The 25,316-nt window shown below is 68.9% G+C and carries 27 protein-coding genes; 12 read left to right on the top strand and 15 right to left on the bottom strand.

The features are described 5' to 3' along the window. Positions 1-31 precede the first annotated feature (31 nt). Positions 32-799 (bottom strand): ESX secretion-associated protein EspG, encoded by a 768-nt coding sequence (locus PUT80_RS04310; RefSeq protein ID WP_238603593.1) that lies wholly within the window; start codon positions 797-799, stop codon positions 32-34. Between the two features lie 165 nt (positions 800-964). Here PUT80_RS04310 and PUT80_RS04305 point away from each other — a divergent pair, with 165 nt between their 5' ends. Beyond that, a complete protein-coding gene (locus PUT80_RS04305) occupies positions 965-1,207 on the top strand; it encodes a hypothetical protein (RefSeq protein ID WP_037807649.1) in 243 nt (80 codons plus the stop codon). Here PUT80_RS04305 and PUT80_RS04300 read toward each other — a convergent pair. The 3 genes from PUT80_RS04300 to PUT80_RS04290 form a co-directional block, all read right to left on the bottom strand. Then, positions 1,204-2,202, bottom strand: coding sequence for an acyl-CoA dehydrogenase family protein (locus tag PUT80_RS04300; protein ID WP_037807147.1), 999 nt, complete (start codon positions 2,200-2,202; stop codon positions 1,204-1,206). The two genes, PUT80_RS04305 and PUT80_RS04300, sit on opposite strands and share 4 nt — an antisense overlap. Before the next feature lie 76 nt (positions 2,203-2,278). Next, positions 2,279-4,189, bottom strand: coding sequence for a glycosyltransferase (locus PUT80_RS04295; protein WP_134727943.1), 1,911 nt, complete (start codon positions 4,187-4,189; stop codon positions 2,279-2,281). Between the two features lie 5 nt (positions 4,190-4,194). Next, positions 4,195-4,662, bottom strand: coding sequence for a GtrA family protein (locus tag PUT80_RS04290; protein WP_037807142.1), 468 nt, complete (start codon positions 4,660-4,662; stop codon positions 4,195-4,197). Positions 4,663-4,807: 145 nt separating this feature from the next. On the opposite strand from PUT80_RS04290, the gene PUT80_RS04285 reads away from it, so the two are divergent. From PUT80_RS04285 to PUT80_RS04275, 3 genes are all read left to right on the top strand, one after another. Continuing rightward, positions 4,808-6,181: an FAD-binding oxidoreductase gene (locus tag PUT80_RS04285; protein WP_134664099.1), complete on the top strand. Its 1,374-nt coding sequence runs from the start codon at positions 4,808-4,810 to the stop codon at positions 6,179-6,181. Next, positions 6,178-6,933: a decaprenylphospho-beta-D-erythro-pentofuranosid-2-ulose 2-reductase gene (locus PUT80_RS04280; RefSeq protein ID WP_275291168.1), complete on the top strand. Its 756-nt coding sequence runs from the start codon at positions 6,178-6,180 to the stop codon at positions 6,931-6,933. Before PUT80_RS04285 ends, PUT80_RS04280 begins: the two co-directional genes overlap by 4 nt. Positions 6,934-7,025: 92 nt before the next feature. Beyond that, positions 7,026-7,670, top strand: a complete 645-nt coding sequence (locus PUT80_RS04275) for a VC0807 family protein (protein ID WP_275291167.1) — start codon at positions 7,026-7,028, stop codon at positions 7,668-7,670. Here the strand turns inward: PUT80_RS04275 and PUT80_RS04270 are convergent. Further along, positions 7,667-7,915, bottom strand: a complete 249-nt coding sequence (locus PUT80_RS04270; protein ID WP_134727947.1) for a helix-turn-helix transcriptional regulator — start codon at positions 7,913-7,915, stop codon at positions 7,667-7,669. The two genes, PUT80_RS04275 and PUT80_RS04270, sit on opposite strands and share 4 nt — an antisense overlap. 182 nt (positions 7,916-8,097) lie before the next feature. Between PUT80_RS04270 and PUT80_RS04265 the strand changes: the two genes are divergently transcribed. From PUT80_RS04265 to PUT80_RS04250, 4 genes are read left to right on the top strand one after another with little or no spacing between them, the layout of a single operon-like run. Then, a complete protein-coding gene (locus PUT80_RS04265; RefSeq protein WP_275291166.1) occupies positions 8,098-8,496 on the top strand; it encodes a hypothetical protein in 399 nt (132 codons plus the stop codon). Positions 8,497-8,504: 8 nt separating this feature from the next. Beyond that, a complete protein-coding gene (locus tag PUT80_RS04260) occupies positions 8,505-9,107 on the top strand; it encodes a DUF3558 domain-containing protein (protein ID WP_275291164.1) in 603 nt (200 codons plus the stop codon). A gap of 10 nt (positions 9,108-9,117) precedes the next feature. After that, on the top strand, positions 9,118-10,359 hold the full coding sequence (locus tag PUT80_RS04255; protein WP_275291163.1) for a hypothetical protein: 1,242 nt from the start codon (positions 9,118-9,120) through the stop codon (positions 10,357-10,359). After that, entirely contained in the window at positions 10,356-11,066 is a 711-nt protein-coding gene (locus PUT80_RS04250; protein ID WP_275291162.1) for an ESX secretion-associated protein EspG, read from the top strand. The genes PUT80_RS04255 and PUT80_RS04250 overlap by 4 nt, the downstream gene beginning before the upstream one ends. Here the strand turns inward: PUT80_RS04250 and PUT80_RS04245 are convergent. Then, positions 11,063-11,431: a MerR family transcriptional regulator gene (locus tag PUT80_RS04245; protein WP_037807132.1), complete on the bottom strand. Its 369-nt coding sequence runs from the start codon at positions 11,429-11,431 to the stop codon at positions 11,063-11,065. The genes PUT80_RS04250 and PUT80_RS04245 overlap by 4 nt on opposite strands. A 103-nt stretch (positions 11,432-11,534) precedes the next feature. Here PUT80_RS04245 and PUT80_RS04240 point away from each other — a divergent pair, with 103 nt between their 5' ends. Further along, complete coding sequence (locus tag PUT80_RS04240) at positions 11,535-12,227, top strand: SDR family oxidoreductase (RefSeq protein WP_275291161.1); 693 nt, start codon at positions 11,535-11,537, stop codon at positions 12,225-12,227. Between the two features lie 40 nt (positions 12,228-12,267). Here the strand turns inward: PUT80_RS04240 and PUT80_RS04235 are convergent, their stop codons facing one another. The 4 genes from PUT80_RS04235 to glf form a co-directional block, all read right to left on the bottom strand. Next, a complete protein-coding gene (locus tag PUT80_RS04235; protein ID WP_275291160.1) occupies positions 12,268-12,969 on the bottom strand; it encodes a hypothetical protein in 702 nt (233 codons plus the stop codon). A gap of 216 nt (positions 12,970-13,185) precedes the next feature. Further along, positions 13,186-14,244, bottom strand: coding sequence for a decaprenyl-phosphate phosphoribosyltransferase (locus tag PUT80_RS04230; RefSeq protein ID WP_275291159.1), 1,059 nt, complete (start codon positions 14,242-14,244; stop codon positions 13,186-13,188). Then, a complete protein-coding gene (locus PUT80_RS04225; protein WP_037807124.1) occupies positions 14,241-14,759 on the bottom strand; it encodes a phosphatase PAP2 family protein in 519 nt (172 codons plus the stop codon). Before PUT80_RS04225 ends, PUT80_RS04230 begins: the two co-directional genes overlap by 4 nt. After that, positions 14,752-15,975, bottom strand: a complete 1,224-nt coding sequence (gene glf / locus PUT80_RS04220) for a UDP-galactopyranose mutase (RefSeq protein ID WP_037807122.1) — start codon at positions 15,973-15,975, stop codon at positions 14,752-14,754. The genes PUT80_RS04225 and glf overlap by 8 nt, the downstream gene beginning before the upstream one ends. Before the next feature lie 89 nt (positions 15,976-16,064). Here glf and PUT80_RS04215 point away from each other — a divergent pair, with 89 nt between their 5' ends. Continuing rightward, entirely contained in the window at positions 16,065-18,077 is a 2,013-nt protein-coding gene (locus tag PUT80_RS04215) for a DUF6541 family protein (protein WP_037807120.1), read from the top strand. A 41-nt stretch (positions 18,078-18,118) separates the two neighbouring features. Here the strand turns inward: PUT80_RS04215 and PUT80_RS04210 are convergent, their stop codons facing one another. Then, positions 18,119-19,006 (bottom strand): LLM class flavin-dependent oxidoreductase, encoded by an 888-nt coding sequence (locus PUT80_RS04210; protein ID WP_037807638.1) that lies wholly within the window; start codon positions 19,004-19,006, stop codon positions 18,119-18,121. A gap of 57 nt (positions 19,007-19,063) precedes the next feature. Here PUT80_RS04210 and PUT80_RS04205 point away from each other — a divergent pair, with 57 nt between their 5' ends. After that, positions 19,064-19,888, top strand: a complete 825-nt coding sequence (locus PUT80_RS04205; protein ID WP_106961491.1) for an HAD family hydrolase — start codon at positions 19,064-19,066, stop codon at positions 19,886-19,888. 85 nt (positions 19,889-19,973) lie between these two features. On the opposite strand, the gene PUT80_RS04200 is transcribed toward PUT80_RS04205, so the two are convergent. Further along, on the bottom strand, positions 19,974-20,705 hold the full coding sequence (locus PUT80_RS04200; RefSeq protein WP_043837805.1) for a lysophospholipid acyltransferase family protein: 732 nt from the start codon (positions 20,703-20,705) through the stop codon (positions 19,974-19,976). 65 nt (positions 20,706-20,770) lie between these two features. Then, positions 20,771-22,288 carry a hypothetical protein gene (locus PUT80_RS04195; protein ID WP_275291158.1) on the bottom strand — a complete coding sequence of 506 codons (1,518 nt, stop codon included), beginning with the start codon at positions 22,286-22,288 and terminating at the stop codon, positions 20,771-20,773. A gap of 194 nt (positions 22,289-22,482) precedes the next feature. On the opposite strand from PUT80_RS04195, the gene PUT80_RS04190 reads away from it, so the two are divergent. After that, the gene (locus PUT80_RS04190; protein WP_275291157.1) at positions 22,483-24,405 is read left to right on the top strand and encodes a DUF6541 family protein; all 1,923 of its coding nucleotides are present in this window, start codon (positions 22,483-22,485) and stop codon (positions 24,403-24,405) included. Positions 24,406-24,412: 7 nt separating this feature from the next. Here the strand turns inward: PUT80_RS04190 and PUT80_RS04185 are convergent, their stop codons facing one another. Further along, complete coding sequence (locus PUT80_RS04185; RefSeq protein WP_275291156.1) at positions 24,413-24,799, bottom strand: hypothetical protein; 387 nt, start codon at positions 24,797-24,799, stop codon at positions 24,413-24,415. Next, the gene (locus tag PUT80_RS04180; RefSeq protein ID WP_275291155.1) at positions 24,792-25,268 is read right to left on the bottom strand and encodes a hypothetical protein; all 477 of its coding nucleotides are present in this window, start codon (positions 25,266-25,268) and stop codon (positions 24,792-24,794) included. The genes PUT80_RS04185 and PUT80_RS04180 overlap by 8 nt, the downstream gene beginning before the upstream one ends. Between the last annotated feature and the right edge of the window lie 48 nt (positions 25,269-25,316).

The following is a 25,316-nucleotide window of genomic DNA, read 5'->3' as shown; positions in this document are numbered from 1 at the left end:
CGCCGGAGTTTACCGACGCGAGCCGCTCCGGTCAGGCGTTTGCCGAATAGCCTTCAAGCTGGGTGAACAGTTGTTGGGCCAGACGGGCATTGTCGGCGGGCGCGTAGGTGAGCCAGCGGTTGCCGTCGCTGGAATCGCGCGTGCTGAGCAGGTAGCGGCCGAGTTCGGTGTCGAACCACACGAGCGACGGCAGCGCCTTCTCGTGGCCGTTGCCGTCGCCCACGTACGGCGTGAACTCGCCGACCGCCAACCGCGGCTTCTCGAAGATCCGCTGGACGGACCGCAGTTGCGGATTGTGCGTGCGCGGGCCGCTGACCCCGGCGAACGGGTCGTACGCGTCTCCCCGGACCGGCTGCTTCGCCGGCCGCGCGACGGTCACCGACTGCCCCGGCGCGGCGGGCGTGAGCGGCAGCAGGTCGACGATCGCCGGGACGATGCCGGTCGGGCGGACCTCCTCGAAGGTGAACATCCCGTCCCGCTGGCAGACCAGCACCGCGAACGTGCCGTTGGACGCCACGCGCGCGAACAGCTGCTCGTCGCCGAGTTTGGCCGCCGCGGACACCGCGAGGCCGGGCCGGGCGAACGTGGCGAGCGCGATCTGGACGTCGTCGTCGACGGTCCCGCGCCGCAGCAGGCCGCGGCTGTCGAGGTCGCGGAAGACGGCGTCGCGCACCGCCGCGCGTTCCTCGCCGGTGATGCCGATGTGCGGCACCTCGAACGGCAGCGGCGCGCGGCCGAGCCCGAGTTCGGCCAGCAGGAGATCCACCGCTGCCGGTGACAGCGTCAACGTGTACGGCACGACCCACCCCTAAATCCGGTCTCTCCCCGGCGAAACCGTAGTCCACTCCGCACCGTCGCGGCCATCGGCTCCGCAGCCGGGACGAGATCCGCTTCCGCTGTGAGCGGATCCGCTGTCGGCGAACCGCTCTTGCCGCCGGTGATCACCCGCTGCTGCCATGGATTCATGGCAGATCCCAAACCAGCACTCGTCCTGCACCTCTCGGCCGGCGGAGAACCGTTGATCTTCCCGCTCACCGCCGACAGTTCCTCGACCGTTCAGGAAAAGCTCCCGGACCTCCTGAAACACGGCGGCGTCCACTCAGTGGAAACCCGGGACGGCAACACTGTTTCGGTAAATTTCGTCCACGTGGCCGCCGCTTATGTGGACGACCTGAGCCGAAAGGGCAAATTCGGCCTGTCCGTTTAGCGACGGGCGAGGGCGAGCAATCCGGCGCGGATCTCCGGTCTGCTCGCGGCCACGAGCAGGAACGTCGCCTCGCGCACCAACCGGCCGGCGTGCGCTCCGGCCAGCACCGCGCGGCTGCCCGTCGCCGCGGCGAGCGCGCCTGCCGACCGATACGCCAGTTCGGCACCGGCCGCGCGGGCCGCCGGGAGCGTGGCCGGATCGGCGAGACCGGCGTTGAGCCGACGGCGGATTTCGTCCTGTTCGGACCGCAGCGCCGTCGCCGTTTCCTCCTCGCCCGCCGCCTCGATCAAGCAGGCGCAGCGTTCGGCTAGGCCAAGCGGCGCACATCCGTTGAGCCGCGCGGCAAACGTATTGCCAGCCACGAATTTGTCGTAGCTGACCTGGGCGAAAACCGATTCGTCGGGAATGAAGTGGTTGTCGAGTTTCAGCCGCACGGTCGCGGTTCCTTGCGCGGCCATGAGCGTCAACGGCTCGGCGACCAGACTGTGCCCGACGATCGGCGACACCAGCGCGTTGACCACCGTGTCGCCGTCGCGCCCGGACAACTGCAGCAGATCGATCGCGTCCCAGCCGCTCACGAACGGCGCTTCGCCGTCGAACCGGTAGCCGCCGTCGACGCGCTGGACCCGCACTTTCGGCGGCGTCGGAATCACGCCCGCGTACGCGACGCCCGCGCGCAGCCGTCCGCTGATCAGGTCCGGCAGATAGCGTTCGCGCAGGTCCGCCCGGTCCGTCGCGGCCAGCCCGGCGACGAGCCCGTGGTGCTGCAGCCAGGTGAAAGCGGTGCTCAGGCAGCCGCCGGCCAGCGCTTCGAGCACCCCGACCAGCTGCTCGAGGTCGACTCCGGAATCCGGCGCGGCGAGACCGTAGAACCCCTCCTCGGCGAGCGCGTCGAAATGCGACCGCGGCACCACGCCTAGCCGGTCCACCTCAGCTGCCGCCGGAAACAACAGATCGTCGGCAAGAGCCCGCGCGCGGGAAACCAGGTCGGCCATGAAACCAAGCTACCCAAAAAGACAAAAAGGGCGTCCCGCCGAACGCGAGACGCCCTTTTCGGACCAGCTCAGGCAATCACAGCTCGTACAGCCGCTTCCAGTTCTCCCGCGAGGTGAGTTCCGGCATCGCGCGCTTGTACTGCTCCTGCACGCCGGCGCCTTCCTTGCGCAGCCGGTTGATCACCTTCGCGCCGCGCTTGGCGAGGTCGAACATCTTGACCTTGTCGTAGCTGCGCACGCGCACGCCTTCCTGCGACGCGTCGGTGACCACGGCGGTGTCGAACAGCGCGATGTGCCACCAGTGCGCCTCGTCGATCGGCACCGCGCCGAGCCCGAAGCGGCTGCGGCCGAGCACCTTGTCGAGGATGCGCTTGATCAGCACGAGCCGCTGCATGCTCGGCCGCGGCGCGCTGTTGATGATGCCGATGTCGTTGGACGCGATGCCCGGCACGTCAGTGGCCTTGTGCCGCTTGGTCTCCGGGTACGCGTCGCGGATCCGGCGGATCTCCTTCATCGCCTCGACGCCGCCGTCGCGCAGGATTTCCGGACCCTCCAGGAAGTCCTCGACCGCCTTGATCAGCGTCGCGGACAGGCCGTACTGCATGCCGAGCAGGTAGCGCACCAGCTGCGCCATCAGCACGCGGGAGAGCAGGTTCAGGTTGAACGGCGAGTGCAGCGCGGCGGTGATGATCGAGTTGCGCAGGTTGAAGTACCGGTGCCACTCGTCCCAGTCCTTCCAGTGGAAGTCCGCGTGCCACACGCCGGCGCCCGGCAGGGTCACCGTGGGGAAGCCGTATTCGCGGGCCCGGTAGGAGTACTCCGCGTCGTCCCACTGGAAGAAGAACGGCAGCGGGTAGCCGATGGCCTTGACGACCTCGTACGGGATCAGGCACGACCACCAGCCGTTGTACCCGGCGTCGAGGCGGCGTTCCTGGCGGTTCGGGGCCCCGGTCTCCTCGTCGACGCCGAGCAGGTCCGCGGTGGACAGCGAGTGCTGCACCGGCTGCCCCGGCTCCAGCGTGTTCAGCCGGGCGTACTCGGCGCCGACGTGCAGCTGGTTCGGGTGCAGCAGGTTGAGCATCTGGCCGCCGACGATGATCGGGTTGGCCGAGCGGTTGGAGAAGGCCGTGACGCGCACGACGAGGTCCGGCTCGAGCAGCACGTCGTCGTCCATGAACAGCACGTTCGCGTGCTCGGTCGCGGTGTGCCCGGCCACCTCGTACAGGCCGCGGGTGAAGCCGCCGGCCCCGCCGAGGTTCGGCTGCTTGATGTAGTGCAGCTTCTCGCCGAGGTCCTTCGCGACCTGCTCGAAGCCTTCGCGCGATTCGACCAGGTCGGTGCCCTGGTCGGCGACGTAGATGGCGTCGAGGGTGTCGAGCGAGGACACGTCCGCGGCGAGCGCCTGGAGGTTCTTCAGGCAGTCGTCGGCGCGGTTCATGGTGCAGATGGTGACCGCGGTGGGGCGGATCGACTCCGGCGCGTCGACGGTCCAGCGGACCTGCTCGACCCGCAGCGTCTGGCCGCCCTCGGTCTCGAGGTCGAGCCACAGCGCGCCGCCGTCGTAGAACTTGTCCAGCTTGCCGGTGAGCTCGACCTTGGCGCCCTTCACGCCGGCCACCTGCTTGGCGTCGACCACGCGCGGGTCGCCGAGCATGTCGGACGCGCCGAGCGACAGCAGCCCGTCGCCGGTGACGACGGCTTCCAGCTTGACCTCGGTCGCGGTGGTCCAGCGCTGCCAGTAGCTGGCCGGGAAGCGGCCGAAGTAGGTGTTGCCGGTGACCTTCGCGGACGGCTCGAGCACGACGCTGCCGCGCTCGCGCTGGGCGTTGCCCTGCACGACCTCGGCGTACATGTCCTTGCTGACGATCGGAGCCGGCCCGGCGTACAGCCCGCGCTGGGCCGTGAGCCTGCCTTCGGGGGCGTGTTCGGCGAACCGCGTCTGGCCTGCGGGGGCCGCCTCCGCGACCGGGGCTGCTTTACCGGGCATCGAACTCAGTTCTCCTTTACCGGCCGTACACGGAACACGACCCACTTGAGCATCACGAAATTGATCACGGTGGCCGTCCCCTGGGACACGACCCAGGCGAGGGTGGCCTTCCACGCCATCTCCGGCAGGACGTTCAGCATGAGCCGATTCACGCCGATCGTCACGAAGAAGGTCACCGCGTACAGCAGAACGAACCCGCCGATCTGGGCGTTCCCGTCGCGCTTGCCCTCGGCGAAGGTGAACCGCCGGTTCAGGAAGAACGCGGTCGTCGTGCCCACGACGAAGCTGATCGCGCGAGCGACGTCCGCCCACGGGGCCCCGTCCATGCCGACTGCTCGCAGCAGCGAGTACGTGCCCAGGTCGAGCAGGGCGCAGAAGCCGCCGATCACGCCGAACCGGATCAGCTGGCCCAGCAGACCGGGGCCCGCGGGCACCGGCTGCGCTTGGTCACTCTGCGGTTCTGTAGCCACCACTTGGAATACCTTCTCGGCCTATTGCGTCAGTGTCCGTATTACCCACTTCGACGCTCGGACGCTTGTGCCTTGATGCGCAAAGTGTAGAAGCGAGCACTTCAGGGTCACGTTCCGGGCGGTGTTCGGCGTGGCTACCCTGGTCCGCGTGACCCAAGCACCCGAGACACAGCGCCGCACGCTCACCGGCTGGGGCCGCACCGCTGGCACCGTCGCCGACGTGCTGAGCACCCGCGACGTCGACGCGATCGCCCGCGCCGTCGCCTCCGCAGGCCCGCGCGGGGTCATCGCTCGCGGGCTCGGCCGCTCCTACGGCGACCCGGCGCAGAACGCGGGCGGCCTGGTCGTCGACATGACCGTGCTCGACCGCATCCACTCGATCGACCCGGACTCCGGCCTCGTCGACCTCGACGCGGGCGTCAGCCTCGACAAGCTGATGCGCGAGGCGCTGCCGTACGGCCTGTGGGTCCCGGTCCTGCCGGGCACCCGCCAGGTGACCATCGGCGGCGCGATCGCCAACGACATCCACGGCAAGAACCACCACTCGGCGGGCAGCTTCGGCAACCACGTCGTGTCGATGGACCTGCTCACCGCCGACGGATCTGTGCGCACGCTCACCCCGGAGGGCCCGGATTCGGAGCTGTTCTGGGCGACCGTGGCGGGGATCGGGCTCACCGGGATCATCGTCCGCGCCACGGTGCGGATGAAGAAGACGGAAACGGCGTACTTCTACGTGGACGCCGACCGCACCTCGAACCTCGACGAGACCCTCGGGCTCTTCACCGATGGTTCAGACCTCAATTACGACTACTCGATGTCGGTGCCGGACCTGATCTCGTCCGACAGCCGCCTCGGCCGCGCCACGTTCTCGCGCGGTTCGCTCGCGAAGCTCGACCAGCTGCCGCCGAAGCTGCGCAGCAACCCGTTGAAGTTCGACGCGCCGCAGCTGCTGACACTGCCGGACGTGTTCCCGAACGGGCTCGGCAACAAGCTCACCTTCGGCTTGATCAACGAGCTGTGGCAGAAGACCGTGCCCAAGAAGGGCGCGCGCGGCAAGATCCAGAACCTGACGCAGTTCTACCACCCCCTCGACATGCTGAGCGAGTGGAACCGCGCGTACGGCAGCAAGGGTTTCCTGCAGTACCAGTTCTCCGTGCCGTTCGGCGCGGAAGACCAGCTCAAGGGCATCTGCCGGGCCATCTCGCGGTCCGGGCACTACTCGTTCCTGAACGTGTTCAAGCGCATGGGCGACTCGAACCCGGCCCCGATGTCCTGGCCCGCGCCGGGCTGGATGCTGAGCGTCGATTTCCCGATCAAGAACGGGCTCAGCCGGTTCTGCGAGGAAATGGACGAGATGGTCCTGGACGCGAACGGCCGCCTGTACACCGCGAAGGACTCGCGCACCTCGCCCGAGACGTTCGCGAAGATGTACCCGCGGCTGGAGGAGTGGCGCAAGGTGCGCGCTTCCGTTGACCCCGAAGGCGTTTTCGCCTCTGACATGAGCCGGAGGCTCGCACTGTGATCGACGCGGTCGGTAACCCCCAGTCCCTGCTGCTGCTCGGCGGCACGTCCGACATCGCGCTGGCGATCGCGGAGAAGTACCTCGCGGAGAAGCCGCTGCGGGTCGTGCTGGCCGGTCGTCCTTCGCCGCGGCTGGAGGAAGCCGCGCAGCGTCTGAAGGATCGCGGCGCCGAGGTGTCCACTGTGGCCTTTGACGCCAAAGACCTCGCGTCCCACCCGAAGGTGCTGGACGAGGCGTTCGCCGGCGGCGACATCGACGTCACGGTGGTCGCGTTCGGCCTGCTCGGCGAAGCCGAGGAGCTGTGGCAGGACCACGGCAAGGCGGTCGAGCTGGCGACGGTCAACTACACCGCCGCGGTGTCGGTCGGCGTGGCGCTGTCGGAGAAGCTCAAGACGCAGGGCCACGGCAAGATCATCGCGCTGTCGTCGGTGGCGGGCGAGCGGGTCCGCCGGTCGAACTTCGTGTACGGCTCGAGCAAGGCCGGTTTCGACGGCTTCTACCTCGGTCTCGGCGAGGCGCTCGCGCCGCACGGCGTGCAGGTGACCGTCGTCCGGTCGGGGCAGGTCAAGACCAAGATGACCGCGGGCATGAAGGACGCTCCGCTGACCCGGACCGCCGAGCAGGTCGCCGACGTCGCGGTCGAGGCCGCGCGCAAGGGCAAGGACCTCGTGTGGTCGCCGTCGGAGTTCCGGCTGGTGATGTCGATCCTGCGGCACGTGCCGCGGCCGATCTTCCGCAAGCTGCCGGTCTGACGTTCTTCCGGCCCGGCCTCCACCGAACGGTGGATGCCGGGCTGACCGGCTCGACGATGTCCTGAGGCGCCCGCCGCGCCGAAACTCGGGGCATGGGAAACGAATTCCGCTCGTCGCTGGCCGCGCTGCTGATCGACCTCGGCGCGCCAGTCGGCGGCTATTACCTGCTCCGGGCCTTCGCCGTCCCGCCCGTGTGGGCGCTGCTGCTGAGCGGTCTGCCGCCCGCGCTGCGCGTGCTGTACACACTGGTCACCCGGCGTCGCGTGGACGGGATCGGCCTGCTCGTCCTGATGTTCCTGGCCGTCGGCCTGGCCACCACCCTGATGACCGGCGACGCCCGGCTGATGCTGGTGCGCGGAGCCTGGTTCAGCACGCTGGCGGGCGTCTGGCTGCTGGCGAGCCTGGTCGTCGGCCAGTACCCGACGACCTACCAGGCGGCCCGCGCTCTGCTGCCCGGCCGAGGCTCCCGGCTGGACGCGGCGTGGGAGGCCAGCCCGTCGTTCCGTCGGGTGTGGCGGACGCTGACCGTGGCGTGGGGCGTCGGCAGCTTGGTCCACAGTGGACTGAGCATCGGGATGGCGTACACCCTGCCGGTCGACGAGGTCCCCGCGCTCGACGCCGGGCTGTCAGTCGCGTTTTTCGTCGGACTGCAGGTGATTACGCAGATTCTGCTGCTCCGGGAAGGCACATTCCGCCAGGTGATGCGTCCGTCTACAGTGGACTCCGTCCAGGGCTAATCCGGGTCCGGCGGCGGACGCAACCCGTCGACGAGCTTCGCCGGGTTCACCCCGAGCCCGTCGGCGAACTTGAGCAGGTTGTGCAGGTTGATGTTGCGCAGGCCGCGCTCGACCTGGCTGACGAACGTCCAGTGCACTCCAGCCGCCTCGGCCAGCTGCTCCTGATTGAGGCCAGCCTTGTGCCGGAACTCGCGCACGCGCTCGCCGATAATGCGCGCGGCAGCGGAGATCGGAGGCTTGGCCATGGTCGACTAATCACACACGTCTAGCGCCAGCAAAACCAGAGCACAAATGACTAGAGCAGTTATGTCTATAGCGTTTATGTCTAGTCGTCGAGCACCTTTCAGAATCGCGTCCACCGCGGGTGACTGATCGGCTACCGTGCTACCTGTAACCAATTGCCGACACCAGCGTCGAGGGGGCACAGGTGTGGGAGGACACGGCGTTCATCGTCGCGAGCGGGCAGGCCAAGACGACCGCGCCGGACGGCTTCGTCCTGGAACCCGATGAGGCGAAACAGCTGCTCAGCAAGCTGAAGGGCATCAAAGAGACGCTGACGGAGATGCACCGGAAGGCGGTCAACCTGTGCGGGATGAAGACTCCGTCGCAGGATCCGTCGACGCTCGCCGCGCACGTGGCAATGGTTGGCGACGGCGCCGCAAAAATGGGGGCCTACTCTTACGGCGGGGGCCACATCGACCTTCAGATCACCTACGTCGATGAATTCATCCAGCGCATCGCGGAAGCGCTCGGCATGACAAAATCAAGCGATCAGCAGCAAGCTGGCCGACTCAACAGTTTCAACAACCGGGGAACTACGGAATGAAATTCCGCATGCCGATCGTCCTGCTCAGCTCGGCGGCCCTGCTCGCCGCTTGTTCGGGCACCACCGGCGGGCACCCGACTCCGGTGGCGAGCAGCAGCTCGCTGCCGGGCGGAGAGGTACCGCCCTACGGTGGTGCTCCGAAGGTCGAGAACCCGCTTCCCGACTCCGTTCTCTCCGGAAGCGCGTGCGATGCACTCGACGCGCAGCAGATCCGCGTCAACTTCGGCGCAGACCTCGTCGGCAAACCCGAGGACGGACCGCTCGGCCCCAAATGCACCTGGTCTGACCACCAGGGCGGCTCAATGCTGACGATCTTCTACACGACCAAGCAACGCGAAGGCTTGAGCATCATCTACAAGCAGGTCAAGCCGCAGATGAAGCGTTTCGAGGTGCTTCCGCCCATCCAGGGCTACCCCGCCGTCGCGTACGACCCGAAGCCGGGCCCGCGTACAGATGGGTGCCAAGTAGCGGTCGGGCTCTCCGACACTCTCGAATTCGAGGTCGGACTCGACCTCGGCGACTCCAACAGCGGCAAAGCTGACGCCTGCGGCCTCGCGGCCGAGGTCACCGGGGACGTGGTGACCACGCTCAAGAAGAAAGCGGGGCGGTGACATGGGCTGGGTGGAGTCCACCAAGGCGCTGCTCGACAAATACCAGGAAATGACGGTGCCGATCGAGGAGATCGTCCCGCAGGTCCAGGCAGCGCAGCCCGGCGTGTGGCATGAAGGAAGCGACATCGCCAAGGGACTCGCGCGGGATCAGGAAGCGGTCAGCCAGGACGTCTCAGAGATTCTCGGCGGTCTCGAATCCGTCTGGAGCGGCGCTTCGGCGGACAAGGTCTCGCAGCGGCTGCGAACGGTGCGTTCCTCGATGACTGGTGCGCAGCAAACGTTCCACGACAACAGCGGCACGCACGCTTCCGCGGCGGCGATGCTCGACAATCTGCGCAACCAGATGGCCCCCATGTCGGCGGAACCGCTCACGAACGCGCTGAAGAGCGGGAAGAACCTGTTCGACTCCGACGTGCTGTCCGAGATGCGCAGCCACAACGAGGCTTCGGCCAAGAATCTGCAGCTCTACCAGGAATTCACCCACCAGACCCAGTCCAATTCGGGGCAGTTGAAGTACGACTACGGCAAGCTCGGCGCGTACGACGGCGGCGTCACGGTCAACCAGCAACCGAGCGCCCCTGGTCCGGGCCATCCGCCAGCAGGCCCGCCCGGCCCCGGCGGTTGGCGGCCGGGAGGTCCCCACCCACGCACGCCCGGACCAGGCGGCCAACCTCCCGGAGCGAGCGGGGCGGGCAGCCAGGGCGGCCCCGGTGTCAGCGGAGGCCACAACCGCGACAGCGGGCCGTACAGCGGCAGCCCGGGCAGCTACCCGCATTCGCCGAATCCGGCCGACGCGACCAGCACCTCCGGCTACGTCGAGCCGACCGGTTCCGGTCAGTCCCGGTTCACCCCTCCGGGGATCGGCGGGTACCAGCCCGGCGGGTCCGGCCCGAGTTCCGGCGGGTCTGGTCTCGGCTACACCCCGGGCATCGGGTTCGGCTCGACCGGCGGAGAGAGCGGCGGCACCGCGATCACGCCCCGCGGTCCGGGCGGCGGTTCCCGGGTCGGAGCCGGAGAGTTCGGCCCGCGAGGCAGTGGCGGCGCGGGTACGGGTGCGCTGCGCGGGGGTGCGGCCGGCGAGCGCGGTATGCCCGGGGCCGGGATGAGCGGCGGCCGCGGCGGCAAGAAAGAAGACGACGCCGAGCACAACCGCAAGTACGTCCTCGACACCGACGACATTTTCTCCGACGAGGAAGCCACCATCGATCCCGTCACCGGCCTCCGGTCGACGCCGCCCACTCTCGGCGCATGACCGGACTGGATTCCACGGTGCGGCTGCCGACCGCGGTGTTGTCCCTGGTGTGGGACATGCTCGATCTCGGCGAAATGCACCCGCTGCTCAGCGGCAAGCGGCTTTGGGTGAAGGACGGCGCGGACCGTCGGCTGCACGCCGAGACCATCGAGTACCTCACGCAACTCGGGCTCGCGCGCGACGAGGCGCCGACACCGCACCTACGGTCGACCTTGCAGGTGATCGCCTACGCCGAGGGCGAATACTTCGCGCACTCGCAATTCAGCACCGGGACCGATCGCAGCGCATTGGTCGCCCAGCGCGGGGCGGACGCGGTACGGGTGTCCGTGCAGGACGACGTGGTCGAGATCCGGCAGATCGCCCCGAACCGGCTGGCCACCGCGCTTTTCGACGCGCTTCCGCAGATCCCCGGCGCGCCGGTGCGCTCGGTGTCGGTCGCGTCCGACGAGGCGCCGGACCCGTTCGACGAAAGCACCAGCGCCGAGTACCTCAATTCAGTCCTGGACCAGCCCCGCCAAGCGGTGCATCAGCTGTACGTCGGCCGCCGGGCCGGTGGCAGGCACCTCACCGGCGGTCCGATTTTCGCCCTGGACCTGGAAGCCGGCCGAGTCCTGACGTACCGGACCACCGACGACCGGACCGAGCTGATCCCCGGCGACCCGCGTGCGATCGTCAAGACCCTGAACGACACCTCCGCCGCCCTTTAGTCCAGCACGACCGGGCAATGCGGATTCGGCGTCTCCGCCAACGCGATCATCTTTTCCAGCCGCTCGCGAGTGCGTTCGAGACCGGAGATGTATTCGTCGAGCCGGGCCTTTTCCTCGCGCAGCCGAACGCGCGATTCCGGCGTGCTGACGCCCGCGTGCAGGCACGGCATCAGCTCGCGGATAGTCGCGCTGGACAGCCCCGCCGCGTAGAGCTGCTGGATCAGCCCGACCCACGACACCGCGTCCTCGCCGTAGCGGCGCTGCCCGCCCGAGGTGCGCGTCGACTCGATCAGCCCCTGCTGCTCGTAGTAGCGCAGTGAACGCACGCTGACCCCGGCGCGCTCCGCCACCTCGCCGATCCGCATCCGAGCCTCCGTGATCCGCACCACAAACACGAGAACCTGACATTGACGTCAGGATCCAGGATAGCCGTTGTCCCCTTCCGACGGCTTTTCCCAGGAGAACCTCATGCAGATCGCAGGCTCGACCGCGCTGGTCACCGGTGCCGGACGCGGACTCGGCACGCACTTCGTCCGCGCCCTGCTGGACCGCGGCGCGGCCAAGGTCTACGCCACCGCTCGCCGTCCCGTCGACCTCGACGGCGCGGTGCCGCTGCCGCTGGACGTCACCGACCCCGATTCGATCGCGGCCGCCGCTGCCGCCGCCCCGGACGTCACCTTGCTGATCAACAACGCCGGAATCGCCTCCTTCACCGACCTGGTGACCGGCGACCTGGACTCGATCCGGCGGGAAATGGAGACCAATTTCTTCGGCCCGCTGCGGGTAATCCGAGCATTCGCGCCAGGGTTGAAGAATGGCGCGATTCTGAACGTTCTGTCCGCCCTGTCCTGGGCGACCTATCCAGGCTCCGCGGGATACGCCGCGTCCAAATCGGCGGCGTGGAGCATGACCAACTCGGTGCGGCTGGAACTGCTGGCGCAGCACACGCTGGTGAGCGGCCTGGTCATGGCCAGTACCGACACCGACATGATGGCCAGCTTCGACATCCCGAAAAACGACCCCGCCGACGTCGTCCGCACCGCGTTGGACGGGCTGGAAGCGGGAGAAATCGAAATCATCGCGGACGCGGACAGCGCGACGGCGAAAGCCGGGCTGTCCGCGCATCCGACGGTGTTGTACCCGGCGCTGCTGGGCGACTGAGGTCGAGCGGGCAGGGATTCTGCGCGAATACGCCGTTCGCTCAGTTGCCTGTTCCGGAGCCGGTGCCGCCGCCGTTGCCGAACCCGGGGCCGTTGTTGCCGCTGCCGCCGTTCTGGCCGTCCGGGACGCGGTGGCGCTGGCCGGGACCGCCGTCGTTGAAGCGGTGGCCGCCCTGGTGCTGGCTCATGCCGGGCCGGCCGGGATGGTGCGTCGCGGCCATGACGCCGCCGACGATCCCGCCGCCGACCACCAGTCCCAGCACGCCCACCGCGACCAGTTGCGTGGCCCGGTGGGCGACGAACCGGCGGAAACCGCTCTGCTTCGGCGGCGGCAGGGGCATGCCCCACGGACCGGGCTGAGCGAACTGACCGGGCTGATTCGGCTGCTGAGCGGCCGGACCGGCATGCTGGCCCGCTTCCGAGGAAGACGCGGCTTGGCGCGCCTGCTCAGCAGACGGCCCGGGTTGACCCCCTTGGCCCGCCTGCTCGGCAGACGATCCGGGCTGACCCAGCTGGCTGGTCTGCTCGGCAGACGGTCCCGGCTGGCCCAGCTGGCTGGTCTGCTCGGCGGACGGCACCGGCTGGCTCGGCTGAGTAGCGTCCCCCGCCGATCCCGCCTGGCCACCCGCGGCAGCCGGGCCCGCATCAGCCGGAGCCCCGCCCAGGTCCCCGGTCCGGCCGAACTGCTCAGTCGGTTCCTGCCCGGCAGGCTCGCCAGGCGAGGGGTTCTTTTCGTCGTTCATCGTCGGTCCTCCGGGCTGCGCGGGCGGGAGGCGGGGTGTCCCGGCTCCCACCCCCGAGGGTGACCGTCGATGCTGTGGAGAAGCTGAATCCCAGCTGTGTACTAATCCGGCCAAAAGTAGGCCGCCCCCCGCCCGGCACGTAACCGTTGCTACGAAGTCATTAGGCCGTGGCTGTGGTCGGATTAGTACCGATCGGCACAGTAATCCGCGCGCCGTTCACAGGTAGAACGACAGGAACAAGGTCACGACCCAGGTCGCGCCGAGCACCTGCAGCACGCGGTCCTTCAAGGCGATCTCGTCGGGCGCGCCGGCGTTGCCGCCGTCCACGTCGACCGCGTACCGGAGCACCGCGATCACGAACGGGACCATCGACACGACTGCCCACACCGAGTTGTGCTCGGCCTGGCGGATCTCGAACGCCCACAGGCAGTAGGACATGATCAGGATCGCCGCGGACGTCGCCCACACGAAGCGCAGGTAGCTCGCCGAGTACTTCTTCAGCGAGGACCGGATCTTCGCGCCGGTGCGCTCGAACAGCATGATCTCCGCGTACCGCTTGCCGGCCACCATGAACAGCGAGCCGAACGCCGTGACCAGCAGGAACCACTGCGACATCGCAATGCCGCCCGCGACGCCGCCGGCCACCGAGCGCATCAGGAAGCCCGAGCCGACGATCGCCAGGTCCACCACCGGCTGGTGCTTCAGGCCGAAGCAGTAGCCGAGCTGCACGGCCTCGTAGACCGCCAGCACGATCGCCAGCCGCCAGTCCGCCGCGAACGACACGGCGAGGCCGGCGAGGAAGAACACCACGGCCGCCGCGTAGGCCACCGGGACCGGGACGATGGCCGCCGCGATCGGGCGGTTGCGCTTCGTCGGGTGGGCCCGGTCGGCCTCGACGTCGACGGCGTCGTTGATCAGGTAGACCGACGAGGCGGTGAGCGAGAACGCCACGAACGCGATCAGCGCGTCGATGACCAGCTCGGTCCGGTTCGTCGCCTTGGAGAACGCGAAGAACGGCGCCGCGAAGACGAGGACGTTCTTCACCCACTGCTTCGGCCGCGCGGTCTTGATCACCCCGAGCACGAGGCCCACGGGGCTCGTGCCGGAGGTCGGGGTCGGGGCGGCCGGGGATTCAGGCTTCTCGACCTTCTCGGTCTTCTCGACCTTCTCGGTCGCCTCGGCCGCGTCGGTCTTCTCGGCGGCCGCCTCTGTCGCTTCTGCGGATTCGGCCGTACCGGACGCGTTTTCGGTTCGCTCGTCGGTCGTTTCGCTCATCGCTTCTTGGTCAGCTTCCGTCGGATCAGACCGCCGACGACGCCTCCCAGGGCGGCTCCGGCCAGAACGTCTGTCGGATAGTGAACGCCGAGCAGCAGCCTCGAGGCGAGCATCGGCGGTACCAGGGCGGGGACCAGGTTACGCCCGGTCAATCCGGAGTAGAGCACCGCCGCCGCTGTCGTCGACGTCGCGTGCGACGACGGGAAGCTCAGCTTGCTCGGCGTGCCGACCAGAACCTCCACGCTGGGATGGTCCGGACGGCGCCGCCGCACGACGCGTTTCACGGCGATCGACGCGGCGTGCGCGCCCACCACTCCGGCCGAGGCGACCAGCCAGTCTTTGCGCCGGTCGCGGTCCACCGCCGCTCCGAGCAAGCCCAGCGCGAACCATCCCGCGCTGTGCTCCCCGAACAGCGACATTCCCCGCGCGACCTGCACGGCGCCCGGCTTCTTCAGCACCTTCTGGGTGCTGGAGAGCACGGCCACCTCACCGCGCGGGGTGTCCTTCTCAAGCATCGATCGACCCGTCCAACGGCGCACCGTCGGTCAGATGCGGGGCGATCTTGTTGTCGAACATCGACAGCGCCGACCCGATGGCCATGTGCATGTCGAGGTACTTGTACGTGCCGAGCCGCCCGCCGAACAGCACGTTCTTCTCGCGTGCCTCGGTCTTCGCCAGCTCGCGGTAGCTTTCCAGCTTCTCGCGGTTCTCGGCGGTGTTGATCGGGTAGTACGGCTCGTCGTCTTCCTTCGCGAACCGGGAGTACTCGCGGAAGATGACCGTCTTGTCCTTCGGGTAATCCCGCTCCGGGTGGAAGTGGCGGAACTCGATGATGCGGGTGTAGGGGACCTCTTCGTCGTTGTAGTTGACGACGGAGGTGCCCTGGAAGTCGCCTGTCTGGGCGACCTCGGACTCGAAGTCGACGGTGCGCCAGGTGAACCGGCCCGCCGAATAGTCGAAGTAGCGGTCCAGCGGCCCGGTGTAGACGGTCGGGGTGCCCGCCGGGATGTGCTCGCGGACGTCGAAGTAGTCGACGTTCAGCCGGATCTCGATGTTCTCGTGCTCGGCCATCTTCTCGAGCCACGCGGTGTAGCCGTTGACCGGCAGACCCTCGTAGGTGTCGTTGAAGTACCGGTTGTCGAAGGTGTAGCGGACCGGCAGCCGGTTGATGATGTTCGTGCCGAGGTTCTTCGGGTCGTTCTCCCACTGCTTCGCGGTGTACCCGCGGATGAACGCCTCGTAGAGGGGACGGCCGATCAGGGAGATCGCCTTCTCCTCGAGGTTCTGCGCGTCCTCGGTGCGGAACTCGGCGGCCTGCTTCGCGATGAGCTCGCGCGCCTCGTCCGGCGTGTGCGACTTGCCGAAGAACTGGTTGATCAGGCCGAGGTTCATCGGGAACGAGTAGACCTGGTCCTTCACCCGCGCGAAGACCCGGTGCTGATAGCCGGTGAACTCGGTGAAGCGGTTGACGTACTCCCACACCCGCTTGTTGGACGTGTGGAAGAGGTGCGCGCCGTAGCGGTGCACCTCGATGCCCGTTTCGGGCTCGACCTCGGAGTAGGCGTTGCCCCCGAGGTGGTGGCGGCGCTCGAGGACCAGGACCTTCTTGCCCAGCTCGGCCGCGGCCCGTTCGGCGATGGTCAGGCCGAAGAAACCGGACCCGACGACGACGAGGTCGTAACCGCGAAAGTCGTCTTCAGTAATCTTGGCGGAGTTCGTGTGCTCGCTCACGGGCGCTCAGGGTACGCAGTCGCGCGACCGCGTCCCGAACCGACCTCGGCATCCCGCCAGGTTTTACCGGCACTACACACGTGAGAAGCATGCCTGCACCAGACACCTTCTGGACCTATCTAGGCGCGGTCGCCAGCTACGTGGCCGTGCTGGCAGTCCCTGGCGGCCTCATCGGCCGGGCCGCGGGAGTGCGCGGGTGGGCCCTCGCCGGGCTCGCGCCGCTGCTCAGCTATGCCGTCACCGGCCTGGCTGGGCCCTGGTTGTCGACTGTCGGTCTCCCGTACAACGTCTTCACCGCCGCGGCCTGCACGCTGCTGCTGGCGGGGGTCGCGTGGGGAATCCGGCGGCTCTGCCTCGTCCGCGGCTGGATCACCCCGGGCGCGGAGGAGCCTCCGGTCGTCTGGAGCACGCGCGCGCAGTGGTCGGTCGCCGCGTGCGTCGCGGTGGCGACGGCGCTGTCGATCGCCGTGGTGCTGTCCGCGCGCGGCGGGACGACGGCGGTCTTCCAGCGCTGGGACACCGTCTTCCACGCGAACGGCATCCGCTACATCGCCGACACCGGCGACGGCTCGCTCATCGGCATGGGCAAGATCAACTGGTACCCGGACGGATCGTTCTATCCGAACGGTTATCACCTGGTCGGCGCGCTGGTTTACCAGATCTCCGGGACGAGCATCCCGGTCACGCTGAACGCCATCACCATGCCGGTCGCGGGCATCTTCGCGCTGTCGATGGTCGCCCTGGTCCGCCAGATGGGCGGCCGTGCGGTCTTCGCGGGCTGCACGGCCCTGATCGCCGCTGCCGCGACGACGGGCGCGTACGAGTCGGTGTCGAGCGGCCTGCTGCCGTACGCGCTGGGGATAGTCCTCACGCCGCTCACGGTGGTCGCGCTGCAACGCTTCCTCGTACGCCCGGGCGTCGACACCGGCCTGGTCTTCGCGCTGTCCGCGGACGGTCTGCTCACCGCGCACTCGAGCGCGCTGTTCGGCGGCGTCCTCTTCGCGGCGCCGCTGGTGCTGCAGCGTTGGTACCGCTCGCTTCGCGGGCTTCGGGTGGACGGTGTGCCTGAAGGGCGCAACGGGCTGCGCGTGATCGGCGGCGACATCGTGCGCACAGTGCCGGTCATGGCGGCCGCAGTCGTCTTCGCCGCGCCGCAGATCCTGGGCGCGATCAAGTTCACCTCCGGCTCGTACCCGTACCAGCCGTGGAATTCGGACCTGCCGGTCCTGTCGGCGCTGAACATGCTCGGCACGTTCCAGCAGGTGCTGCACACGCCGCAGCTCTGGCTCACCGTGCTGCTCGTGGTCGGCGTGCTGGCCTTCCGCACCCTCGACCGGATGCGCTGGCTGGTCCTGTCCGCGATCGGGCTCTCCGGGCTGTTCGTGCTGGTCACGTCCTACGGCGCCTCGCCGCTGGTCATCTCGCTGTCGCGGCCGTGGTGGAACGACCGGTTCCGGCTGATGGCGCTCGCCGCGATCCCGCTGTGCCTGCTCGCCGGGCACGGCATGGCGGAGCTGCAGCGCTGGACGGCGCAGCGGATCCGCTCGATCAGCTGGGCGAAGGCGCGGCCGAGGGTGGTCTCCCGGCTCGGGATCGCGGCGGCGGCCGTCGTCGTGGCCGTGACCGCGGTGCTGACCGGCGGGTTCTACCGCACCGCGAACGCCACCGCGGTGTCGTTCCTGTACTACAACGGGCCGGAGGGCGAGGTCACGCCGCCGGTCAGCCCGGACGAGATCGCGGCCATGGAGTTCCTCGGCCGGATGCACATCCCGCCGGACGAGAAGGTGCTGAACGACCGGCTCGACGGCACCGCGTGGATGTACGCGCTGACCGGCGTGCACCCGGTGGCGGGCCACTACGACGGCGGCGGCCCGGTCTCGCCGGACGCGACCTACCTGGCGCTGCACTTCCGCGATTACGACCTCGACGTGCGCGTGCGCGAGGCGATCCAGCGGCTGAAGGTGCGCCACGTGCTGGTGGGCAGTGGTTCGATCGCCAAGGGCGCGCCGATCTCCCCTGGCCTGCGCGACCTCATGGGCAGCGATTTCCTGCAGCTCGTCTACCGCAACCCGGGCGCGCAGATCTACACGATCATCAGGTGACTCTCGTGACCGCGGCCTCCCCCGGCCGCGGTCACGAGAGGCTACTCGGCCTTGAGGCCCGGCAGCACTTCTTCGACGACCTTTTCCAGCACCGATTCGTGCCCCTCGTACGGCCCGCTCGAGCGCGGCCAGTGCGCGATGACGTCGGTGAAGCCCAGCTCGCGGGCCCGTTCGGTGGCCTCGCGGAACGCCGCGACGCTGCTGAGCGAGAACACCGGCGCCGCGTCGAGGCTCAGGTACCGCTGGATGCCCGCCAGGTCCCGGCCGGCCGCTTCGGCCCGCTGTTCGAACGTGGCGACCAGCTCGGCGATGCCGGTCCACCATTCGTCGAGGGTGTCCCCGCCGCGGCCGGTGGTGACCCAGCCCGCGCCGAACCGCGCGGCCAGCGTCATGGTGCGCGGGCCGTTGGCCGCGACCAGGAACGGCAGCCGGGGGCGCTGCACCGTGCCCGGCAGGTTCCGCGCGCCGCGCGCGGAGTAGTACTCGCCGGAGAAGTCGAAGTTGTCGGTCATCAGCAGCCCGTCGAGCGCCTCGACGAACTCGGTGAAGCGGTCGACCCGCTGCCGCGCGGTCAGCTCCGGAGCGGCCAGCACCTGCGCGTCGTAGCGCGAACTGTCCACGCCCGCTCCGACGCCCAGCACGAACCGGCCGTCGGACACGTCGTCGAGGGTGATCAGCTCGCGCGCGAACGGCACGGGGTGCCGCGCGACCGGAGAGGCGACGAAGGTGCCCAGCCGGATCGTGGAGGTGACCATGGCGGCCGCGGTGAGGGTGGGCACAGCGGAGAACCACGGCCCGTCGACCAGCGACCGCCAGCCGAGATGGTCGTAGGTCCACGCGTGGTCGAAGCCGTACTCCTCGGCCGCCCGCCACTTCGGCTCGGCCGCCCACCAGCGGTCTTCAGGAAGAATTACGATGCCTGCTCGCACGAGGCCGACCGTAACGTCCGGCACTGACATTCGCTCGAACGGGCGGCGACCGGGAGAATGGGAGACGTGGAGAAACCCCGGTTGATCGCGTCCGACGTCGACGGCACCCTGCTCGGCCCCAGCGAACAAGTGACGCCGCGCACGGTGTCGGTCGTGCAGCGGGTGCTGGCCGACGACGTGCCGTTCGTGCTGTGCACCGGCCGCCCGCCGCGCTGGATCGCGCCGATCGCCGGACCGCTCGGGCTGACCGGCTACGCGGTGTGCGCCAACGGAGCCGTGCTGCTCGACATCGGCACCGACTCGGTGGTCGCGGTGCACGGCGAACTCGAGCCGAAACTGCTGCACGACCTGGCCTCGGCACTCGACAAGGCCCTGCCCGGCTGCCGGCTGGCGGCGGAACGGATCAGCACCGGATCGGTGGACCACGAACTCCGCAATTTCGTGATCGAGCCGGAGTACCACAACCCGTGGGGCGACGAGGAGAGCCGCATCGCGCCGCGCGCCGAGGTGCTGGGGAAAACGGCGATCAAGCTGCTGGTCAGCCGCCGCGGGATGACGTCGGAGGAGATGGCCGAGGCGACGAGCGCCGTGCTCGACGGGGCGGTGGACGTCACGTATTCGTCCTCCGGCGGGCTGATCGAACTGTCCGCCCACGGCGTGACGAAGGCGACTGGGCTCGCGGACATCGCCGAGCGCTTCGACGTGCCCCAGTCGTCGGTGATCGCCTTCGGGGACATGCCCAACGACGTCGAGATGCTGCAGTGGGCGGGCCACGGCGTCGCGATGGCCAACGGCCACCCGACCGTGCTGGCGGTGGCGGACGAGGTAACCGGACCGGCCGCGGAGGACGGGGTGGCGGAGGTTCTGGAGCGCTGGTTCTAGGCACCCCAATGTGGCATTGGGTGCGTCAGATGCACCCAACGCCACATTCGGTGCGCTCAACGCACCCAATGCGGCATTGGGGCGCTCAAGAGCGGCGGTCGAGCGCAGCCGCCTCCTCGGGCGTCGGCGCGCTGCCGCCGAGGTGGGCGGGCAGCCACCAGCGCTCGGCGTCGCTCTGCGGGGCCTCCGGGTACTCCGCCTGTGCCTTCTCCAGCAGCTCCGACATCCGGGCGCGCAGGTCCGTCGTCAGCGCTTCGCACGAGTCCTCCGGGCCGGGGCGCATCGGCTCGCCGATCACCACCGAAATCGGCACGTGCCTGCGGGTGAGGTCGCGCGGACGGCCCTTCGTCCACAGCCGCTGCGTGCCCCACAGGGCCATCGGGATCACCGGGACGCCCGCCTCGGCGGCCATCCGGACCGCGCCGGTCTTGATGTCCTTCACGGTGAACGACTGGCTGATCGTGGCCTCCGGGAACACGCCGACGACCTCGCCCGCGCGCAGCCGCGCCACGGCCTCGTCGTAGGACGCCTGCCCGGCGGCGCGGTCCACCGGGATGTGGTGCATGCCGCGCATCAGCGGGCCGGCGACCGGGTTGCTGAAGATCTCCTGCTTGGCCATGAACCGCACGAGCCGCTTCGCCGGGCGGGCGCCGAGGCCGCAGTAGATGAAGTCCAGGTAGCTGACGTGCGTGCAGGCGAGCACCGCACCGCCGCGGGCGGGCACGTGTTCGGCGCCGGTGACCCGGAGGCGGTTGTCGAGCAGCCGGAACATCAGCCGCGCGGCGACCAGGACGGGCGGGTACACGAATTCAGCCATGCGCCCAAGGCTACGGGACCGTAGGTTTCCCGCCGGTAGGTCGCGCGGGTCGGCTCCGCCACACTTCAGGGGCAGGACACGTAGTGGAAGTCCGGGGCGCGGTCGAGTTCGCCGACGAGCCGGCTGGCGTCGTCGGCGCGCGGGTAGACCGCGATCCAGAACGGCGTCCCGGTGCGCCGGAAGGTCGCGACGCGGTACCAGGCGGGCAGGTCGTCGGCACAATCCTGGCGATCGGCGTATCCCGACCGGCCGGGCACGGCGAGCGTCGACCGTTCCGCGTCCATCCCGACCACCAGCACGTGCGAACCGGCGCGGCTCGCGAGCAGCCCCGGCGACCCGGCGCTCACAGTTGATCCGGGCGGCAGGTAGCGGGCGAGCCAGTCGCCGACCTCGGCCAGTTGCGCTCCCTGCGTGCTCCAGGCCCGCACGCGCTCCAGCACTTCAGGACTGAACACGGAGACCGCCACCGCTACCCCGGTGAGCGCCGCAGTGACCGCCGGAACCGCCCGGGAAATCGCCCGCGGCCTCGGCACCGGAGCGAGGACGCCGCACCCGGCCACCGCGGCGACCGCCAGCAAGGGCGGCACCGGCACGAGCAGCCGCCACGACAGTCCCGGATCCTCCTCGAAAAGCACCACGATCCCGGTGTGGCCGACGGCGAGCGCCAGCACCAACCACAACGCCGACCGGGCTTCCACCGCGCGTCCACGCGATGCCACCAACCCCGCCACCACCGCGGCCGGGACGAGAAAACCCAAGTGCGCCAAGGCGAAGCCGCCCAGATACGGCCAATCCGGTGCGGGCGGCAGGCTCACGTCCGACGCGAACCGGTCGTAGTAGGTAACGCGCCAAGCCGTCCACGGAGCCAAGAACACCAGCGCGCCCAGCACAAAACCGACCGGCGCCCACCAGGTGTGCCGCCCGCGCACGGCAGCGAAAACGAGCCATCCCGCGCCGACAACGGCGAGCGCAATCCCTTCCGGCCGCGTCATCACCGCGCTGGCGACGAGCACGCCGGCGACCAACGGCCGGCCCGCCACCAACGCGTACGCGACACAGAGCATGAGCAACGCGAACATCGGCAGCTCAGTGCCCGAAAGCCCGTACACCGCAAGCCCGTTCGCCCCCGCGGTCAGCAACGCCGCCGCGACCCCGATCGCGCGCCGCGGCTCGGCCCCCTCCGGCAACCAGAGCGCGGCGATGCGGTTGGCGAGGAAATACGCCATCAACACGCATCCCAACGCGGCCACGCCACTCAATACGACAGCCGCCGACGGCACTTCCGCACCGAATGCCCCGCGCGGCAAGGCGATCGTTACGAGCCAGAGGAAATTCGAGTACGTCTCGCTGCGGTCGCCAGGGTTGAAGACCGGGCCGTTGCCGTCGGCGATGTTCTGCGCGTACCGGAAGCTGACGTACGCGTCCTCGGTCGCGGTGGCGAACAACAGCTGATGCAGCAGCGAAAACCCGAGAACGAGCAGAAGAACCCCGACCCGCCACCGCCGGTCCTGCCCCATCCGCCGCCAGGCGGCGACGACCAGCGCGGCCAGCGCCAGCCATCCCCCCACGACCGCGTAAACCACGCGCCCCCAGCCTCCCGCGCCCCTCACCCGTCCAGCCGACCCCCGGGCGGACCGTTCCTCACCGGCTCCAGTCAAGCGCGCGGCCGCGCTTCCCGGACATCAGCCGTTCGGGTGTATATGGGGTGCGGCTAGCCTAAGGCCCGATTCCCATCCGCCACGGGGAGCAGGCGGACGCCGATAACTCGAGGAAGACTGTGCCGAGCGACCCCACAACGTTGTCCGTGGTAGCCAGCATCGCCTGCTGCCTGCTCGTGCTCGGGATTCCCGGGCTGATCACCGGCGCCGCCGCCGGATTGCGCGGCTGGCTGCTGGCCGGCCTGACCCCGCTGCTGAGCTACGCCGTCGGCGGCCTCGCGGGCCCGTGGACAGCGGCGATGGGGCTGCCCTTCAACGCCTGGACCTATGCGCTGGCCACCGTCATCTTCGCGGCTGTCGCGTTTGGACTCCGGTGGCTCACGGTGCGCCGGTGGCGGCCCGAGCGAGAGGTGCGGGCCTGGGAACCGCGGGCGAACTGGGCGGTCGCTGCCTGCGTCGTCCTCGCCACCGTCATCGGGTTCTACACGGCCGCGCACGGCATGGGCCACCTCGGCGCGATCGCGCAAGGCGGCGACGCGCCGTACGCGGCCAACGGCGTGCGCTACATCGCCGAAACCGGCGACGGCAGCCTTTTCGGCATGGGCACGGTGAACTGGTACGGGGACGGGAAACCGCCTTTCTACCCGAACGCGTACCACCTGCTCGCCTCCGTCCAGTACACGCTCAGCGGCGGTTCGATCCCGCTCACCCTGGACGTGAACACGGCCCTGCTGCCGGGCTTGCTGGCGCTTTCGCTCGCGGTGCTGGTGCGGGCGTTCCGCGGCCGCGCGGTGCTGGCCGGAGCCGTCGCGCTCGCCTCGGTCGCGCCGGTGATGGGCCTGTACGAGTCGATGGACCGCGGGCCGCTGTACCCGTTCCTGCTGGGCATGGCGCTCACCCCGTTGGCCGCCGTGGTGCTGCGCCGGTACCTCGACCGGGTCGCACCGGACACCGGTTTCGTGCTGATGATCGGGGCGGTCGGACTGCTCTGTATCCACTCGTCCACGTTGTTCGGCGCGATCCTGTTCGCCGGGCCGCTGCTGGTGCAGCGCTGGATCGAACGGTGGCGCTCGATCGGCAGGGACCTGCTGGCACTGCTGCCGATCGCGGTGCTGGCGATGCTCGTGGCGTGGCTGCAACTGTTCGGCGCGCTGGGGCTGGCGAACAGCTCGACGGTGCAATACCTCGGCTGGCCCAGCGAATGGCGCGCGACGACCGCGCTCGGCGCGTTGCTCGGGTTCCAGCATTTCGAACCACAGCCGCAGATTGTGCTGTCGGTGGCGCTGCTGGCCGGTTTCATTTTTTTCCGCAGGCTTGGCTCGCTGCGCTGGATCGGCTTGACCGCGCTGGTCACCGGCTTGTTCTACATGGCGGTCTCGTCCTCGGACGCACCGCTGGTCATGGCACTGGCCCGGCCGTGGTGGGACGACCCGTACCGGTTCATCACGATGGCGATCGTGCCGCTGTCGTTCATCGCGGGCCACGGAATCGCGGGACTGCACGAGTGGCTGAAGGAACGGCTGCCCGCGCGGGTACCGCCGGCAGCGCTCGCCGGGGTGGTTCTGGTCGCCTTCGCGGGAGCCTCGAAAGGCCTGTACACCGAGACCAACAGCGAGGTGGTCGCGCGCGGGTATCACCGCCCCGATCCGCACACCCTGGAAATCACGCCCGGCGAGGAACGCGCGATGGCGGAACTGGGCAAGCTCGCGAAGCCGGGTCAATGGGCGATGAACGACCGCTGGGACGGCACGCCGTGGACCTACGCGCTCAGCGGCGTCCGCACCGTCGCCGCCCACGACGACGGCACGAGCCCGCCGTCGGATGCCGTGCTGCTGGCCGCGAAATTCCGCGACTACGACACGGACCCGGCCGTCCGCGCCGCCGTACAGCGCCTGAACATCCACTGGGTGATCCTGGGCCGTCCGGCGGCTCCGCCGAAGCGCGCTTATGCGGATCCGGGGGTGAACGGGTTGGCGGGGCTGCCGTTCCTGAAAGAGGTGTACCGCAACGAGGACGCGGTGATTTACCAGCTGAATCGCTGAGGGCTGGTCATTCCAGGATCAAGTACGGCCTCTTCAGCACCCGGAAAATATACTGATCGGGCCCGACTTTATCGACCAGAGTGCGAAAGTTCGCCGCACTGAGCACCGAGTACAACGTCTCCTCGAGGATGTCCTTCGCGGCATCGTCCGAATCGGCGACCACGGTTTTCCACTTGACGGTGACGCCGTACGGCGGGCCCGCGTGGACCTCGACCACCGCCCCCGGACTCGCCTCGGTCCACGCGTGCACGACAGCCGGGATCCCCATCCGCACCAGCTCGTCGCGGGCGAGATTCGCCAGTTCAGTCCACGACTCGACCGCTTCCGCCGAAGCCTGGACAGCCTCGCCGCCCTCGGTGGACCACGTTTCCATCAACCGAAGCGGATCAGACACTCTTGGCCCCCCTCAACCGGGCCGGCGCGGCCAAAACCCGGAACTCGTAGTACCTGTGCGCGGAATTGTCGATGAACACTCGGAAACCAGCCTTGTCGAGCAAGCGGTGCACCGCGCGCTCTATCATCCCGGTCACTTCGAACACCCGGACCACCAGCGGGTCGTCCATTTTCTGCGCGATCAGCTTCTCCCGAAAACTCTCCGTATCGATGATGGGCGCATGCCAGCCGAACAGCACTCCGTACGGATACCGGTCGGCAATATGAATGCACACCCCAGGAGGAGTGTCCAGAGAAACGGGGTCGCGGGAAGTGCTGATCGAGGCGGGCAGCCCTAGCCGTTGCAGTTCAGCACGAGCCAGGTTCGCCAATTCGACCCAGGTCGCAACTGCCTCGTCCGGAGCGCGATCCTCGAGCGCCTGCTGCTGGTCAAGCAGGGATTTCTTGGAGAATTGGAACGGGTCTGTCACAGCGGTTCCTCATCATTGTCAACCCGTCCGGACGGAGGGTCTTATTCT

It is taken from the genome of Amycolatopsis sp. La24 (assembly GCF_029087445.1).
Lineage (GTDB): Bacteria > Actinomycetota > Actinomycetes > Mycobacteriales > Pseudonocardiaceae > Amycolatopsis > Amycolatopsis nivea.
Note: the sequence above shows the minus strand (reverse complement) of the source record. Positions and strands in the feature narration are given on the sequence as shown.